This is a genomic window from Sagittula sp. NFXS13 (assembly GCF_040148795.1).
GTDB classification, from domain to species: Bacteria; Pseudomonadota; Alphaproteobacteria; order Rhodobacterales; family Rhodobacteraceae; genus Sagittula; species Sagittula marina.
Genome location: NZ_JAGEMH010000008.1, coordinates 24,802 through 39,334, shown reverse-complemented (window position 1 = coordinate 39,334; position 14,533 = coordinate 24,802). Strand labels below are relative to the sequence as shown.

Here is a 14,533-nt window from a genome sequence, read left to right as displayed (position 1 = left end):
GTTGCGGAGCAGTCGCTATTGTCTAAACCCCAATCTTCACAACTTGACAGGTCCCCGGTGCCTTGCCACCAATCGGCCTTCCACCCTGCGCCCCTGCCATCGCAAGCGCACCACGCGAGGATAATTTCATGACCTCTTCTGTCCTGCCGACGTACAACCGCGCGCCGCTTCATTTTGTGAAGGGCGAAGGCGTATGGCTGATCGAGGAGGATGGGCGCCGATTCATGGACCTCGGCTCCGGCATCGCGGTGAACGCGCTGGGCCACGCCAACCCCGATCTGGTGCAGGCACTCACCGATCAGGCAAACAAGCTGTGGCACGTGTCCAACCTCTACGAGATCCCGCAACAAGAGGCGCTGGCCACCGCGCTGACCGATAGCACTTTTGCGGACCGGGTGTTCTTTACCAACTCCGGCACCGAAGCCTGCGAGCTGGCGGTCAAGATGGCGCGCAAATACTGGTACGACAAAGGCCAGCCCGAGAAGGTGGAGATCATCACTTTCTCCGGCTCTTTCCATGGCCGGTCCACCGCAGCCATCGCTGCGTCGGGCGCGGAAAAGATGGTGAAGGGCTTCGGCCCGGTGCTCGACGGGTTTGTACATGTGCCTTGGGGCGACCACGACGCGTTCAAGGCGGCGGTCACCGAGAATACAGCGGCGGTGCTGATCGAGCCGGTGCAGGGCGAGGGCGGCATTCGCCCGCTGCCGGATCAATGCCTGAAAGGGCTGCGCGAGATTTGCGACGAAAAGGGCATCCTGCTGGTGCTCGACGAGGTGCAATGCGGTGTCGGTCGGACGGGCAAGCTTTTTGCCCACGAATGGGCGGGCATCACCCCGGACATCATGATGGTGGCCAAGGGCATCGGCGGCGGCTTCCCGCTGGGCGCGGTGCTTGCCACAGAAGATGCGGGGTCCGGCATGGTCGCAGGCACGCACGGCTCGACCTATGGCGGCAACCCTCTGGGCTGCGCTGTGGGCAAGGCCGTGCTGGACCGCGTGACCGATCCCGCGTTTCTGGATGCTGTGAATGCCCGCGCGGGGCTGCTGCGTCAAAAGCTCGAAGCACTGGTGGCCACGCATCCGCAGGTTTTCGAAGGCGTCCGTGGCGTGGGTCTGATGCTGGGGCTGAAGGTCAAGGTCGCCCCCGCGGATCTGGTTCAGGCCGGTTACGCCAGCGAGGTCATCACCGTGCCTGCGGCAGACAACATCGTACGTTTGCTGCCACCGCTCAACATCACCGAAGATGAAATCACCGAGGCCATCGCACGCCTCGATCGCGCGGCCGCGACCCTCGCATCCTGACATACACCGCAAGGACGCGCCTGTGCGTCTTTGCTTTCTCAAATATTTACGGGAGGTCGGGGGCAGTGCCCCCGTCACGCCAGCCAGACAAAAAGAGCCGATCCGATGAACCATTTCCTCGATATCCATAAAACTGACAAAGACGCCCTGCGGGGCATTATCGACAGCGCCAGAACCATCAAGGACGCCCGCAAGGGCCAGCCCAAGGCGGCGCTCGACGCGGATTTGCCGCTGAAGGACCGCATGGTCGCGCTGATCTTTGAAAAGCCGTCGACCCGGACGCGGACCTCGTTCGATGTGGGCGTGCGGCAGATGGGCGGGCAGACCATGGTGCTGTCCGGTTCCGACATGCAGCTGGGACATGGCGAAACCATCGCCGACACGGCGCGCGTCATGAGCCGTTACGTGGACATGATCATGATCCGCACGTTCGATGAATCCGTGCTGGAGGAGATGGCGGAATATGCCTCCGTTCCGGTCATCAACGGCCTGACCGACCGCACGCACCCTTGCCAGATCATGGCCGACATCCTGACGTTCGAGGAGCACCGTGGTCCCATCGCGGGCAAGAAAGTCGTCTGGTGTGGCGATGGCAACAATGTCTGCGCGTCCTTCCTGCACGCGGCGGGGCAGTTCGGCTTCGATCTGACCTTCTCCGGCCCGGTGCAACTGGACCCTGAGCCGGAATTTGTCGGCTGGGCCCGCAACCAGGGCGTCAATGTCGAGATCGAGCGTGACCCGGCCAAGGCGGTCGATGGCGCGGATCTGATCGTTGCGGACACGTGGGTGTCCATGCACGACGCCCAGTCCGCGCGGGAGCGGCGGCACAACATGTTGCGCCCCTATCAGGTGAACCGTGATTTGATGAACCACGCCAAACCCGATGCGCTGTTCATGCATTGCCTGCCGGCGCACCGCGAGGAAGAGGTCACCTCCGACGTGATGGACGGCCCGAACTCGGTGATCTGGGACGAGGCCGAGAACCGTCTGCACGCGCAGAAGGCGATCATGAAATACTGTCTCGAAGGGTGAGACCCTCTGGCAGGTCGGGTATTAGCCTGACCTGCGCGGCGTTGCGCGGTCAGTATACGGCCTGCGTCAGCCAGTAGATCGTGCCCGCCCAAAAGGCCGGCACCATTGTCCCAACCAGCGCCCAGATCACAGGGCGCGCCGGGTGCTCCTCCTCCCATTGGCGCGCGCCGCGATAGGGGACGAAGGGCGCCGGAGCCGTCTGTCGGACTGGGCTTTCGGGATCTTGTGCGATCGCCGCCATGGCCGCTTGATCCAAGAAAGAGTCGGTGAGCACTGTTCGGGACATTTTGGCCTCCTGTCTCGGTGTCCGTTGCCGAGATCGTGCCAAAGAGCGGTTAATTTTCCGTGTTTTGTTTCCGACCGTGACGTTTGCGCCACGCCACAGGGCGGGAAGCTAGTACAGGCGTTCCGCGGCCCAGACGATTGTCGCGGTCCAGCAGGCGGGCACGAGGACCAGCACGGCGCCCCACACCAAAAGCGATGCGTTGGCGGTGCGGTCATCCGGACGCAGCGTGGCTGCAGCGGCTCTGTATGGCTGAGAGTTGAAGCGCGGCACGGGGCGGTGCTGTCGCGACAGCGGAGATTCGGGGGCAAGCATGATCGACGTCCTTGTACCGGAAGATTTTCGGCACACTGCGGCGCGTCTGTTAACGCAGCGCGAGTCGAAGCGGGCAAAAGCGGGGCGTTTCCGGGACTGCGCGGTTCTCTGCGCGAAAGCGAGCGTTATTTGCGCGGTTTGGCACGCAGGGTGGGATCGGCCTCTGTCGGGTCTTCGGGCCAGGGGTGTTTGGGGTATTGCGCGCGCATGTCCTTGCGCACATCGGCGTAGGACCCGGCCCAGAAGCCCGGCAGGTCCATGGTTGTCTGCACGGGACGCCGCGCGGGGCTGAGCAGCGTGACCTTCAGCGGCGTGCGCCCGACCAGAGGGTGGGTTTTCTGGCCGAACATTTCTTGCAGGCGCAGGCTGATTTCTGGCGCGTCGCCGCTGTAGTCGATGGGGATCTGGCGGCCCAGCGGGGTCGTGAAATGCGCAGGCACTGCGGCGTCCAGCGCCTGCATCTCGCCCCAGTCAAGCCGGGCGCGCAGGGCGTTGAGCAAGTCAAACCGTTTCCAGTCATCCCGTGTCTTCACGCCGTCCAGAAAAGGGAGCAGCCAGTCTTCAATGCTGTCGAGCAGGGCCTCTGCCGTCATGTCCGGCAGCGCGTGTCCAGCGTCCCGGGCCAGTTCCACACGCGCAACAAAACGGCGGTCCTTGTCCGTCAGGCTGAGACCCAGATCGCGCACCCCGTCCAGCATGGCACGGGCAATGGCGTCGGAGGGGGCGTCCTTCCAGATGCGATCATCCAGAGCGATGGCACCGAGCCGTTCTTGTTGGCGGGCCACCACGCGGCGCTCGCGTTTGGACCACTCGCAGCTGTCGATCCATGCGATCTGATCGGCGAAGAGCGCGCGCACCTCGGACAGGGAAATGGCCACCGCTTGCCGAATGCGCGCCTCTCGCGGATTGCCGTCGGTGTCGGTCACGACAATGAGACGCTGATTGGCGAGCGGGTCGGTCTCGATCATCACCGCGCCCTTGCCGCCAGACAGCTGAAAGCGTGGCGCGTCGCCTTTGCGCCGCAGGCCAATGCGGTCAGGGTAGGCGAGCGCGGCCATCTCGGCGGCGCCGTATGGTGTTTTGCCAGCCTGCTCAGGCGGATCAGACGTTATCCTCGTGTTCTTTGACAGGCGCCGCGCTTCGGTCCGGATGCGTTCGAGCGCGGGCCTGTGGATGGAATAGGGCTTTTCAGCAGCGAAGCGCTTGGGGTCGTCGAGCGCGTCCAGGCGCAGTGTCAGATCTGTGGGCGCACCTGTGAGCGGATCGCGTTCGGACAACAAAGCAGCGAGCGGAGCGGCATTTTTCCCCGAAACCTGTAGCATATGGGCAAGGCGTGGGTGCAGTGGATATGTGGATAACTTCCGCCCGTGCGGGGTGATCCGCCCATGATCGTCCAGCGCGCCCAGCATCTTCAGCAAGCCAACGGCCTCTCCATAAGCGCTCTCGGGCGGTTGGGTCAGGAAGGGCAGATCGGTGGGCTGTGCGCCCCACAGCGCCAGCTCCAACGCCAGCGCGGAGAGGTCGGCGGCCTCTATTTCCGCGGGTGGAAAAAGGCTTAGCGCGCCCTCCTCACCCTTCGTCCAGAGCTTGTAGGCGGTGCCCGGAGCGACACGGCCCGCGCGTCCGGCGCGCTGTGTGGCCTCGGCGCGGGTGACTTTTTCGGTCACGAGCCGCGACATGCCGGAGCCGGGATCGAAGCGCGCGCGCCGGGCGCGTCCGCCGTCGACCACGACGCGGATGTCCTCGATGGTGAGCGAGGTTTCCGCGATGGAGGTGGCGAGCACAAGCTTGCGGCCTTCGGTTTCGGGACGGATGGCGGCGCGCTGGTCCCTCAGATCCATGGCTCCGAACAGGGGGCGGATGTGGGTGCTGGCGGGCAGGCGTTTCTTCAGCGCGGCTTCGGTGCGCCGGATCTCGCCCTCGCCGGGGAGGAAGGCCAGGAGGCCGCCTGTCGTTTCGTCGTGCGCCTGCGTGATGAGGTCGACCATTGCATCATCGAACCGGGACCGCTTCGGCAAAGGCGCAGGCAGCCAGCGCGGCTCCACCGGGAAAGCGCGGCCTTCGGAGGTGACAATGGGGGCGTCCATCAAGGACGCCACGGGGGCTGCGTCCAGCGTGGCAGACATGGCCAGCAGGATCAGGTCATCCCGCAGCGCCCCGGTGATTTCGAGGCAGAGCGCCAGCCCAAGATCGGCGTTCAACGAGCGTTCGTGAAATTCATCAAAAAGCACCGCACCGACACCGGCCAGCTCTGGGTCGGACTGGATCATACGGGTGAGGATGCCTTCCGTGACGACTTCGATCCGGGTGTGCTTGGAGACCTTGGAGTCCCCCCGGATGCGGTAGCCGACGGTTTGACCGGGCACTTCCCCCAGGTGTTCTGCCAGCCGCTGGGCGGCGGCGCGGGCGGCAAGGCGGCGTGGTTCCAGCATGATGATGCGGCCCTGTGTCAGGCCGGCCTCCAGCATGGCGAGCGGCACGCGAGTGGTCTTGCCTGCACCCGGCGGGGCCTGCAGCACGGCGCGGCCACGGCTGCGCAGCGCGTCCAGCAGCGCGGGGAGGGCGTCGTCGATGGGGAGGCGGGCCTGTGTCATGTGTCGCGATGTAGCGACGAGGGGGAGGTTTGGCCAGCGTTGCGCCCGTTGCGGTATTCCCTAAGGATAGACGCCTTGGTGATATCGGCTCCGTTGCGCTGTTTCGGTCTGAGGGATTTGGGCCGCGTTCCTCTTGGTCCTTTGAGCTTTTACGGCGCGCTCTCTGGTGTCGAGGAGAGTACGTAGCGGGGCTACGGGTGGCCTCGGAACGATCCGGCGTCGGGATATGATGTCCGGGTCAAGCGCGGTCAGAGCGCCTTTTGCCGCGTGCGGAGGGTGGGTTTTGACCTGTGGTGGTCTGCGGAAATGCCTATCGGCGGGGCCGCGTCGTCGGCGCTTGTGCGGCTGGACTTTTGCGCGAAGGCGCGGGATGAAAGCGGTATGGATATGGATGATCTCAGGGACCGCCTGCTGGCGGGGGAACGCCGCGCGCTGGCCCGTGCCATCACGTTGGTGGAATCGGGGCGCGCGGACCATCGGGCGCAGACGTTGCAATTGCTGGAGGGGCTGAAGGGGCCGGTGGCCATGGCCGACAAGCCCGCGCTGCGCATCGGCTTGTCAGGCACGCCAGGCGTGGGAAAATCCACTTTTATCGAGGCGTTCGGCATGATGTTGACCGCTCAGGGGCTGAAGGTGGCGGTGCTGGCGGTGGACCCGTCTTCGGCACGCTCTGGCGGGTCGATTCTGGGCGACAAGACGCGGATGGAGCGGCTGTCTCGGGACAAGAACGCCTTTATCCGGCCATCCCCCTCGCAAAGCCATCTGGGTGGTGTGGCGCGGCGCACGCGGGAGGCGATTGATCTGTGCGAGGCCGCGGGCTTTGACGTCATCTTGATCGAGACCGTGGGCGTCGGCCAGTCGGAAACCATGGTGGCCGAAATGTGCGACCTGTTCATGTTGTTGCTGGCGCCGGCGGGTGGCGACGAGTTGCAGGGCGTCAAGCGTGGCATCATGGAGATGGCGGACATCCTGTTGATCAACAAGGCGGATGGCGAACTGAAGCGGCAGGCGGTGCGGACCTGTGCGGATTACGCCGGGGCCTTGCGGCTGCTGCGCAAGCGTCCTCAGGATCCCGAAGGCTTTCCGAAGGCGCTGACGGTGTCGGCGGTGGAAGAAGACGGGCTGGAAAATGCCTGGGAAGAGATGAAAACGCTGGCCGAATGGCGGCGCGAGACGGGGCATTTCGCGGGGCGGCGCGCAGAACAGGCGAGGTTCTGGTTCGAGGCCGAGGTGCGCGACGGATTGTTGGCCCGCTTGCGGGCGCCGTCTGCGCGTCAGGCGATGTCTGCGCTTGCGCAGAAGGTGGCCGAGGGCAAACTGTCGCCGGGAAACGCAGCGCAGACCATGCTTGCGGATCATTTACAGACATGAAGCCGCACGCCGTGTTCGAGGGGGCGTGCCTGCGGGCGACGGCTTTTCGGCCACGGCGGCGCAAGCTTTTGGCGACGTTCCGGCAGCGGGTCGGACAGCCGGGGCAATTCGACGACGCGCGCTCTGTCATGGGGTTTCTGCGCGCGGGTTTTTCCCATCTTCATCTTCAGTCGCGGGAAAACGATTGGTTCATCAATTCCGATACCGAGGCGCTGGAGGAGCAGCTGGCGCATTTCGTCAGCCGGTACGAAGAGGTCGTTGCCATGGGGTTTTCCATGGGCGGCTATGGGGCGTTGCGGTTCGCATCGGTGCTCAAGGTGCAGCGCATGCTGGCGATCTCGCCTCAGGTGTCCATTGATCGGTCTTTGGTTGCGTGGGACAAACGCTATCGCGCGGAGGCGCGGGGCTGGGATGGTTGCCTTGGGGCATTGGCGGGCCGTGGCACGAATGTGCGCGGCGCGGTGCTGGTCGACCCCTTCAAGCCGCTTGATCTGCGGCATGGGCGAATGATCTGTGAGCTCTATCCGCATCTGACGCTGGTGATGTTGCCCAACGGCGGGCATCCGGCCACGCGGGCCATGAGGGAGGACGGACGATTCGATTGGCTCAAAACCGAATTGGCCGGAGGGCTGCCGGATCCGCGCGCCATCGGGCAGATGCATCGCGCGGTGCGACATAGGTCTGAAAGCTACTGGCAGCACCTTGCACAGCAGGCAAGATGGCGCGATAGAGAGGCCCTGGCGGTGCGCGCAAACACACGGGCACAGGCAATGTCGCAAGGGACTTGACGATTCCCCCGGTTCTGCCTAGAAGCCGTCGATACGAGATTCCGGGCGCCCCCCGAACACAAACGGGCGGCGCCTTTTGATATTGGAACGGCGTGGGCATTGCCTTGGCCGACTAAGATGAGGACGAAGCGATGTCGCGTGTTTGCGAACTGACCGGTAAGGGCCCGATGGTTGGCAACAATGTCAGCCACGCCAACAACAAAACCAAGCGGCGTTACCTGCCGAACCTGAACGATGTGACCCTGCAGTCCGAGACTCTCGGCCGTGGGGTCAAGCTGCGCATCTCTGCGCATGCGCTGCGTTCAGTGGACCACCGCGGTGGTTTGGACAAGTTTCTGGCGAAAGCGAAAGACATTGAACTGTCTGACCGCGCTTTGAAGGTCAAAAAAGAAATCTCCAAGGCTCAGACTGCAGCCTGAGTTTTCTTACAGATTTTGCAACAGCCCCGGTCAGAGATGGCCGGGGCTGATTGCATTTCGGGAATGACAGAGCTGTGCGGCATAGGTATATCCGGCGCATGTTCGTGATGCGCTTCCCCTTGGCAGTCTTGCTGTCGTTGACGCTGGTGGTGACCAGCGTGTCGGCGGGCATTGCGCGCGGACAAGCGACCCCAGTCGGGACAGTTGAACTGTGTCGCGGCTTAACGACCGTGTCGGTGCAGGTCGATGCCGACGGCGTTCCCGTCACACATGTGCATCTCTGCCCCGATGGGGTCATGACACTGGTGTCGGATTTGTCCGACGGCCACGTTTTGCTTGTGCCGCTCGCGGTTTGGGCGCGCGATCGCCCTGTCAGCGTGGTGACTGTGCGATCGGGCCGCGATGTGCCGCGCGCAACGGCGCGGGGGCCGCCTCTTTCCGTTTGATTCTCAAAGATAATCGAACAATTGAAAAGGAAAGAGACATGTTGAAATCCCTCCTGAGCAGCGCCGTTGCGCTGACGCTCGCCTTGCCCGCATTTGCCGATATTTCGGTGGCCGACCCCTATGCCCGCGCTGCCGGCCCAACTGCCAAGGCCGGCGCGGCTTTCATGGTCATCGAAAACACCGGAGACAGCGATGACCGACTGGTCGGTGCGGCCTCCGACATCGCCGCCCGTGTCGAGCTGCACACCCATAAAGACATGGGCGAAGGCGTGATGCGAATGATGCAGGTCGAAGAAGGCTTTGCCGTGCCAGCGGGTGGCACACACGCGCTGGCCCGCGGCGGCGACCATGTGATGTTTATGGGGCTGAAGCGTCCGATGAACCAAGGGGACATGGTGACGGTCACGCTGACTTTCGAGAAAGCGGGCGACATCGAGATTGACGTACCGGTCGATCTGGAGCGCCAGCCGGGCTCCGAGATGCAGCATGATAGCGCGGATCATGGCGATGGTATGAAGATGGATCACTGATCCGAGAGGGCGGGGCTTAGGCCCCGCTTTTACCTTTGAAGCAGATCTGAAACCCATTTCGGCAGTGTGTCTGTCGCCGGGCCGATCCGGCGGGCGTGAAATTGGGGGGAGGTGGCTTCCATGTTCAACTCGATTGTCTGTGCCCCTATATCTTGTGCCAGTTGCGCGAACCCCGCGGCTGGGTAAACTCTGCCAGAGGTGCCGATGCTGGCGAAGAGGGTGCAGGTTTCAAGGTGCGTCAGGATGTCATCCATGCTGTAGGGCATTTCGCCGAACCAGACGATGTCGGGACGCACGGTCTGCCTGCCGCACGCGGGGCAGGGCGTCGTTTGGTGCATGTCGCCCGTAAAAGTCCAGCGATTTTTGCAATGAAAACAAAGCGCTGAGGCTAGGGCGCCGTGCATGTGGATGGGCTGGGCGCCGGCCTTTTCGAGGAGGTCATCGACGTTTTGCGTGATGAGGATGACCTCGCCGGGGTGGTTTTGCTGGAGGTCGGCAAGTGCGTAGTGGGCCGCATTGGGGTGGGCCGCGGCGGCTTGGGCGCGCCTTTTGTTATAGAAATCAAGCACTAAGGCGGGGTCTTTTGCGAAGGCGTCCGGGGTGGCGACGTCTTCGATCCGGTGCTGTGCCCAGAGGCCACCCGCGTCGCGAAAGGTTGACAGGCCCGATTCCGCGCTGAGGCCCGCGCCGGTGAGGATGACGATTTTTTCGTGGTCTGACATAGGGTTGGTGGCCTTGAGAATTTTTTATCGGCGGCGTAGGTTTGGGTATGACCCAGCGTATCCTCTTTGTCTGCCTTGGCAATATTTGTCGCTCTCCTTCGGCCGAAGGTGTGGTGAAACGTAAAGCAGCGCTGAGGGATGTTAACCTTGATTGTGACAGCGCCGGGACGGGGGCATACCATGTGGGAGAGCCACCCTATGGCGCGATGCAACGTGCTGCGATTTCAAGGGGGTATGACCTGTCAGACCTGCGGGCACGGCAGGTGACGCGCCCGGATTTCGCCGCGTTTGACCTGCTTGTGGCAATGGATGCGGATAATCTGGCACATCTGGAGCGGATGCGACCCCAGGGCGGGGCGGAGGTGGTGCTGTTCACCGATTACGCGCCCGACTGCGGAACGAATACGGTGCCGGACCCGTATTATACGCGGGATTTCGATGGCACGCTGGATCTGATCGAGCGCTGCGCTGAGGGGCTGCTAGACGCCTTGGCAGCTGCGCCCCGGTAATCTGTCTTACCATCCAGTGAATGGCCCATCTGTGGAGCGCTGAGGCGTGGCTACGGTGGCGCTTTTATGCCGGGTTGATGGGGCGTGCGGTGGGATAACCGGGTTTGGGCAAGGTTTTCTTAAGATGAGTCCCGACCGGTTTGGCGGAGAAAAGCGGTCGGTTGGTAACCTTTGCGCATATTATGGGCCGTGGGGCCCCGGATGCGCGCGCAGATTTGGAGAAAACCATGATCGGAAACATCAAAGCCATGAGCATCACGGAGTTCCGCGCCACGGCGGCAGAGCAGCTGCGCTGGGTCGAGGAGAGCGGCGAGCAGATCTGGCTGAAACGTCGGGGCCGCGTGGTGTCGGCGGTGGTGCCGCTGTATCAGCTGAAGGTGCTGGACGCGCTGCTGGCGACCTCTGTCGAGGAAAAGGCGCGGGGGATGCAGGCGGAGTACAAGGCACACGCGCTGGCAAAGAAGATCCAGGCGCGGGAGGAACTGGCTCGGCTGGAGCGCGGTCTGGACTGCGGCGGTGGCCTGCGGACGCGCATGCTGCGGCGGCAGATGGAGGCGGGGCGGGACCCTTGGGAGAGAGACCCGGTGTTGGTGGTGTGAAAACTGGTCGTCTCAATCTCCGCTCTAACCATCCTTTTCGTCCTCCAGCGGATCAGCAAGGTTTTTAATTTCAGCAACATCCACAAGGATTGCGGCAGCCGCAAGGCCCGCAAAAATGGCGTAAATAAATAGGAAGTATGAGAAGCCACTTGTCAGATTATTTGGAAATGCTGAGAATAGAATGGCAGAGAGCAAAGCGGAAATTTGTATAAGGATAAAGTGAAAAAAAGCGGCGACCACTTTCATGAAAAAACTGCTTTCCCCGCCTTCTTGAATTGTCTCCAAAAACAATCCTTTTGTAAGTGCGATAAATATTGCGATTGCCCCAAGTGAAAAGGCGGTAAGACTCGGAAGTGTTGAGAAAACGATGTTAGCCCATAGCTCAGAGGCTGTGTGGCCGTCTGGCTTAAACCAAAGCGGATTTGTTGAGAGCGTGAATATAATTGAAGCCAGCATATAGGGTGACTTGAAGAGAGCGATCAGGCCTCCGTATGCTGTCCAATATGATTTGTAGGCGCTCACTAGTCCACCTCTGCGGCAACGCTGCGAAGTAAGATCGTATTGCTTTCTGCAGCCTCTATCTCTCTCTTTATGATCTTTGGTCGCATGGATGTGTCAATGTCATCTTTTTCGCCTCTTCTGTTGAGGCCCACGGCACGTGCCTTCCCATTCTCTGAGGCCAGTTCAATTTCAGCACGGAGGTCATCATCCAGAGTGATCGTCTTAGCGTCAGAAGACTTGGTGTATTTCGCTTGCTGCTTCTTGATGTTTCTCTCTCGCAGCTTGTCGATTATGTTCTTTTTCTCGCCGGAGAGATCGTCCCCATTTGGCAGGGAAAAAGACACCTCAAGCGTCTTTATCTCCTGCATTTTGAAAATTTTTTGCACTGTGCCTTTTTCGGGCAAGATCGTGACGGATATATCTATATCCCTGTCAACGGCCACTTTTGTAAGGATTTCGCGAAATGCATTGCCAATTGCTGTCGCGGTAATGCTATCGCCATCGTTGTTTTTAAGCTCAGAAAAAAGGACATGATCAGCTTCTCGAAAGGTCCATGAGAAAACTTTGGAGGGGAATCCAAAGCCGTCGGCGCCTTCGACGAGTATGTCCTGAACATCTTGTTGTTCCAGAGACTTTTGCTTGATGGCCTTCCCCTCTAGGTGATGCCAGACTCCGATTCTGCCGTGAAAAAAACCGTCTTTGCTTTTAGAGGGAGGTGTTAGCTTCGCATACCAGTTTCTTCCATAGTTCGCCCCGTCGAGGCGCGCAGCATCTTTGAGTAAGCGTCGGTATGTGCCTTCCGGATGAGGGTTTGCTGCGACGTTGATAGCTGTAAAGGTGGCAATGCGCTTTCTCATGAATTCCCCTCAGAAATTTCTTTGGATCATGCATGGTGCAAGCGCATTTGCAACTCTAAATGGCAATGTCCACTAGCGTACCAGTGGGTGTCAGCGCCAATTCTGGTGTCAATCCGGGTATTCTTCTTCGGTAGCTTTGGTCAGTCATCCATTTTCAAGGCCGAAATAAACGCTTCTTGCGGAATCTCGACCTTCCCGAACTGGCGCATCTTCTTCTTGCCGGCCTTCTGCTTCTCCAGCAGTTTCTTCTTCCGCGTGGCGTCGCCGCCGTAGCATTTGGCGGTCACATCCTTGCGCATGGCGGAGAGGGTCTCGCGCGCGATGACCTTGCCGCCGATGGCCGCCTGGATCGGGATCTTGAACATGTGGCGCGGGATCAGGTCCTTGAGCTTTTCGCACATGGCGCGGCCGCGCATGTCAGCCCGGTCGCGGTGCACCATCATGGAAAGCGCGTCCACCGGCTCGTCGTTCACGAGGATCTGCATCTTGGCGAGGTTGTCCTCGCGGTAGCCGACCAGCTGGTAGTCGAAGGAGGCGTAGCCCTTCGTTACGGATTTGAGCCTATCGTAGAAGTCGAAGACCACCTCGTTGAGCGGCAGATCGTAGACCACCATGGCGCGGGAGCCGGCGTAGGTGAGGTCAAGCTGGATGCCGCGGCGGTCCTGGCAGAGCTTGAGCACGTCGCCGAGGTATTCGTCGGGCACAAGGACGGTGGCCTTGATGCGCGGTTCCTCGATGTGATCGACCTTTGACATGTCGGGCATGTCGGCGGGGTTGTGCAGGTCGACCTTTTCGCCGTCCTTCATGTAGACGTGGTAGATCACGCTCGGCGCGGTGGTGATCAGGTCGATGTTGTATTCGCGCTCGAGGCGGTCGCGGATGACCTCGAGGTGCAGCAGGCCGAGGAAACCGCAACGGAAGCCAAAGCCGAGGGCGGCGGAGGTTTCCATCTCGTAGGTGAAGGAGGCGTCGTTCAGGGCGAGCTTTTCGATGGCGTCGCGCATGTCCTCGAAATCGTTGGCATCCACGGGGAAGAGGCCGCAGAAGACCACGGGGATCGACGGTTTGAAGCCGGGGAGGGCTTCTGTCGCGCCCTTCTTCTCTGTGGTGATGGTGTCGCCGACGCGGGTGTCGCGGACCTGCTTGATCGAGCCGGTGAAGAAGCCGATCTCGCCGGGGCCGAGTTCCTTGACGTCCTGCATGGCGGGGCGGAAGACACCGAGCTTGTCGACGCCGTATTTGCCACCGGTGCGCATCATCATGATGTTGTCACCCTTGCGGATGGTGCCTTCCATCACGCGGATCAGGACGACGACGCCGAGGTAGGGGTCGTACCAGCTGTCCACCAGCATCGCCTTCAGCGGGGCGTTCGGGTCTTTTTCCGGCGGGGCGGGCAGGCGGGTGACGATGGCCTCCAGCACGTCGGGAATGCCGATGCCGGTCTTGGCGGAAATCAGGCACGCGTCAGAGGCGTCGATGCCGATCACATCTTCGATCTGTTCTGCCACGCGCTCCGGCTCGGCCGCCGGAAGGTCGACCTTGTTCAGCACGGGGACGATCTCGTGATCCGCGTCGATGGCGGTGTAGACGTTGGCCAGTGTCTGCGCCTCGACCCCCTGGGAGGCGTCAACCACCAGCAAGGACCCTTCGACCGCGCGCATGGAGCGGCTGACCTCGTAGGCAAAGTCCACGTGTCCGGGCGTGTCGATCAGGTTCAGGATATAGGTGTTGCCGTCCTTCGCCGGGTATTCGATGCGCACGGTGTTGGCCTTGATCGTGATGCCGCGCTCACGTTCGATGTCCATGGCGTCAAGCATCTGCGCCTTCATGTCCCGTTCCGCGACGGTGCCGGTCAGCTGAATCAGCCGGTCGGCGAGGGTGGATTTCCCGTGGTCGATATGGGCGACGATGGAAAAGTTGCGGATCAGGTTCTGGGGGGTGCTCATGGCGAAGAAGTCCTTCGGGGAAGGGCTGAGGTTTGATCCGTGCATATGCCGTGGATGGGGGAGGATAGCAAGGGGGTGAGCCCCGGAGCGCCGAAGGTGGCAAGTGCCCCGCGGGTGCCTATGCGGGTGACCGCGCGGAGAGGCGGGGTTGATATATGGGAACGGGGCGGTAATCTGCCGTCGGGGCAATTTTGCGAGTGGGCCGTCCAGTTTACAGATGACGACGAATTCGAAGCATGGCTGGAGACGCAAAGCCAAGAGGTCTGCGTCGCGATCGCAACGCGTGCCGCGCTGCGTGTCATGCCCATTCTTTCGGCATT

16 protein-coding genes are annotated in these 14,533 nt (G+C 61.7%); 9 read left to right on the top strand and 7 right to left on the bottom strand.

Annotated elements, in window-relative coordinates; translation table 11 throughout:
* Window positions 1-128 precede the first annotated feature (128 nt).
* Together J4E08_RS15680 and argF are read left to right on the top strand one after the other, a co-directional pair.
* Entirely contained in the window at window positions 129-1,301 is a 1,173-nt protein-coding gene (locus J4E08_RS15680; RefSeq protein WP_349539301.1) for an aspartate aminotransferase family protein, read from the top strand.
* Window positions 1,302-1,406: 105 nt separating this feature from the next.
* A complete protein-coding gene (gene argF, locus J4E08_RS15675) occupies window positions 1,407-2,333 on the top strand; it encodes an ornithine carbamoyltransferase (RefSeq protein WP_183967874.1) in 927 nt (308 codons plus the stop codon).
* A 49-nt stretch (window positions 2,334-2,382) separates the two neighbouring features.
* Here argF and J4E08_RS15670 read toward each other — a convergent pair whose 3' ends face one another.
* The 3 genes from J4E08_RS15670 to hrpB all read right to left on the bottom strand — a co-directional run bounded on the left by J4E08_RS15670 (window position 2,383) and on the right by hrpB (window position 5,525).
* Complete coding sequence (locus J4E08_RS15670; protein ID WP_349539300.1) at window positions 2,383-2,619, bottom strand: hypothetical protein; 237 nt, start codon at window positions 2,617-2,619, stop codon at window positions 2,383-2,385.
* Window positions 2,620-2,727: 108 nt separating this feature from the next.
* Window positions 2,728-2,931, bottom strand: a complete 204-nt coding sequence (locus tag J4E08_RS15665; protein WP_349539299.1) for a hypothetical protein — start codon at window positions 2,929-2,931, stop codon at window positions 2,728-2,730.
* Between the two features lie 125 nt (window positions 2,932-3,056).
* A complete protein-coding gene (gene hrpB / locus J4E08_RS15660) occupies window positions 3,057-5,525 on the bottom strand; it encodes an ATP-dependent helicase HrpB (RefSeq protein ID WP_349539298.1) in 2,469 nt (822 codons plus the stop codon).
* A gap of 381 nt (window positions 5,526-5,906) precedes the next feature.
* On the opposite strand from hrpB, the gene meaB reads away from it, so the two are divergent.
* From meaB to J4E08_RS15635, 5 genes are all read left to right on the top strand, one after another.
* On the top strand, window positions 5,907-6,896 hold the full coding sequence (gene meaB / locus J4E08_RS15655; protein WP_349539297.1) for a methylmalonyl Co-A mutase-associated GTPase MeaB: 990 nt from the start codon (window positions 5,907-5,909) through the stop codon (window positions 6,894-6,896).
* The gene (locus J4E08_RS15650) at window positions 6,893-7,684 is read left to right on the top strand and encodes an alpha/beta fold hydrolase (protein ID WP_349539296.1); all 792 of its coding nucleotides are present in this window, start codon (window positions 6,893-6,895) and stop codon (window positions 7,682-7,684) included. Before meaB ends, J4E08_RS15650 begins: the two co-directional genes overlap by 4 nt.
* A 131-nt stretch (window positions 7,685-7,815) precedes the next feature.
* Entirely contained in the window at window positions 7,816-8,103 is a 288-nt protein-coding gene (rpmB, locus tag J4E08_RS15645) for a 50S ribosomal protein L28 (protein WP_349539295.1), read from the top strand.
* A 98-nt stretch (window positions 8,104-8,201) separates the two neighbouring features.
* Window positions 8,202-8,549 (top strand): hypothetical protein, encoded by a 348-nt coding sequence (locus tag J4E08_RS15640; protein ID WP_344716943.1) that lies wholly within the window; start codon window positions 8,202-8,204, stop codon window positions 8,547-8,549.
* Window positions 8,550-8,587: 38 nt separating this feature from the next.
* On the top strand, window positions 8,588-9,079 hold the full coding sequence (locus J4E08_RS15635; protein WP_349539294.1) for a copper chaperone PCu(A)C: 492 nt from the start codon (window positions 8,588-8,590) through the stop codon (window positions 9,077-9,079).
* Between the two features lie 29 nt (window positions 9,080-9,108).
* Here the strand turns inward: J4E08_RS15635 and J4E08_RS15630 are convergent, their stop codons facing one another.
* Window positions 9,109-9,801, bottom strand: coding sequence for an NAD-dependent deacylase (locus J4E08_RS15630; RefSeq protein ID WP_349539293.1), 693 nt, complete (start codon window positions 9,799-9,801; stop codon window positions 9,109-9,111).
* 47 nt (window positions 9,802-9,848) lie between these two features.
* Between J4E08_RS15630 and J4E08_RS15625 the strand changes: the two genes are divergently transcribed.
* The gene (locus J4E08_RS15625; protein ID WP_349539292.1) at window positions 9,849-10,310 is read left to right on the top strand and encodes a low molecular weight protein-tyrosine-phosphatase; all 462 of its coding nucleotides are present in this window, start codon (window positions 9,849-9,851) and stop codon (window positions 10,308-10,310) included.
* 227 nt (window positions 10,311-10,537) lie between these two features.
* Window positions 10,538-10,909 (top strand): hypothetical protein, encoded by a 372-nt coding sequence (locus J4E08_RS15620; protein WP_349539291.1) that lies wholly within the window; start codon window positions 10,538-10,540, stop codon window positions 10,907-10,909.
* 24 nt (window positions 10,910-10,933) lie between these two features.
* On the opposite strand, the gene J4E08_RS15615 is transcribed toward J4E08_RS15620, so the two are convergent.
* The 3 genes from J4E08_RS15615 to lepA form a co-directional block, all read right to left on the bottom strand.
* Window positions 10,934-11,431 carry a hypothetical protein gene (locus tag J4E08_RS15615; RefSeq protein WP_349539290.1) on the bottom strand — a complete coding sequence of 166 codons (498 nt, stop codon included), beginning with the start codon at window positions 11,429-11,431 and terminating at the stop codon, window positions 10,934-10,936.
* Window positions 11,431-12,267 carry a DUF4747 family protein gene (locus tag J4E08_RS15610; protein ID WP_349539289.1) on the bottom strand — a complete coding sequence of 279 codons (837 nt, stop codon included), beginning with the start codon at window positions 12,265-12,267 and terminating at the stop codon, window positions 11,431-11,433. The genes J4E08_RS15615 and J4E08_RS15610 overlap by 1 nt, the downstream gene beginning before the upstream one ends.
* 140 nt (window positions 12,268-12,407) lie before the next feature.
* A complete protein-coding gene (gene lepA, locus J4E08_RS15605) occupies window positions 12,408-14,213 on the bottom strand; it encodes a translation elongation factor 4 (RefSeq protein WP_183967892.1) in 1,806 nt (601 codons plus the stop codon).
* Window positions 14,214-14,533: the final 320 nt, after the last annotated feature.

Excerpts from the sequence above, each read along its gene's own strand:
- J4E08_RS15680 (WP_349539301.1), top strand. The coding sequence starts at position 129 with ATGACCTCTTCTGTCCTGCCGACGTACAACCGCGCGCCGCTTCATTTT.
- argF (WP_183967874.1), top strand. The coding sequence starts at position 1,407 with ATGAACCATTTCCTCGATATCCATAAAACTGACAAAGACGCCCTGCGG.
- J4E08_RS15670 (WP_349539300.1), bottom strand. The coding sequence starts at position 2,619 with ATGTCCCGAACAGTGCTCACCGACTCTTTCTTGGATCAAGCGGCCATG.
- J4E08_RS15665 (WP_349539299.1), bottom strand. The coding sequence starts at position 2,931 with ATGCTTGCCCCCGAATCTCCGCTGTCGCGACAGCACCGCCCCGTGCCG.
- hrpB (WP_349539298.1), bottom strand. The coding sequence starts at position 5,525 with ATGACACAGGCCCGCCTCCCCATCGACGACGCCCTCCCCGCGCTGCTG.
- meaB (WP_349539297.1), top strand. The coding sequence starts at position 5,907 with ATGGATATGGATGATCTCAGGGACCGCCTGCTGGCGGGGGAACGCCGC.
- J4E08_RS15650 (WP_349539296.1), top strand. The coding sequence starts at position 6,893 with ATGAAGCCGCACGCCGTGTTCGAGGGGGCGTGCCTGCGGGCGACGGCT.
- rpmB (WP_349539295.1), top strand. The coding sequence starts at position 7,816 with ATGTCGCGTGTTTGCGAACTGACCGGTAAGGGCCCGATGGTTGGCAAC.
- J4E08_RS15640 (WP_344716943.1), top strand. The coding sequence starts at position 8,202 with ATGTTCGTGATGCGCTTCCCCTTGGCAGTCTTGCTGTCGTTGACGCTG.
- J4E08_RS15635 (WP_349539294.1), top strand. The coding sequence starts at position 8,588 with ATGTTGAAATCCCTCCTGAGCAGCGCCGTTGCGCTGACGCTCGCCTTG.
- J4E08_RS15630 (WP_349539293.1), bottom strand. The coding sequence starts at position 9,801 with ATGTCAGACCACGAAAAAATCGTCATCCTCACCGGCGCGGGCCTCAGC.
- J4E08_RS15625 (WP_349539292.1), top strand. The coding sequence starts at position 9,849 with ATGACCCAGCGTATCCTCTTTGTCTGCCTTGGCAATATTTGTCGCTCT.
- J4E08_RS15620 (WP_349539291.1), top strand. The coding sequence starts at position 10,538 with ATGATCGGAAACATCAAAGCCATGAGCATCACGGAGTTCCGCGCCACG.
- J4E08_RS15610 (WP_349539289.1), bottom strand. The coding sequence starts at position 12,267 with ATGAGAAAGCGCATTGCCACCTTTACAGCTATCAACGTCGCAGCAAAC.
- lepA (WP_183967892.1), bottom strand. The coding sequence starts at position 14,213 with ATGAGCACCCCCCAGAACCTGATCCGCAACTTTTCCATCGTCGCCCAT.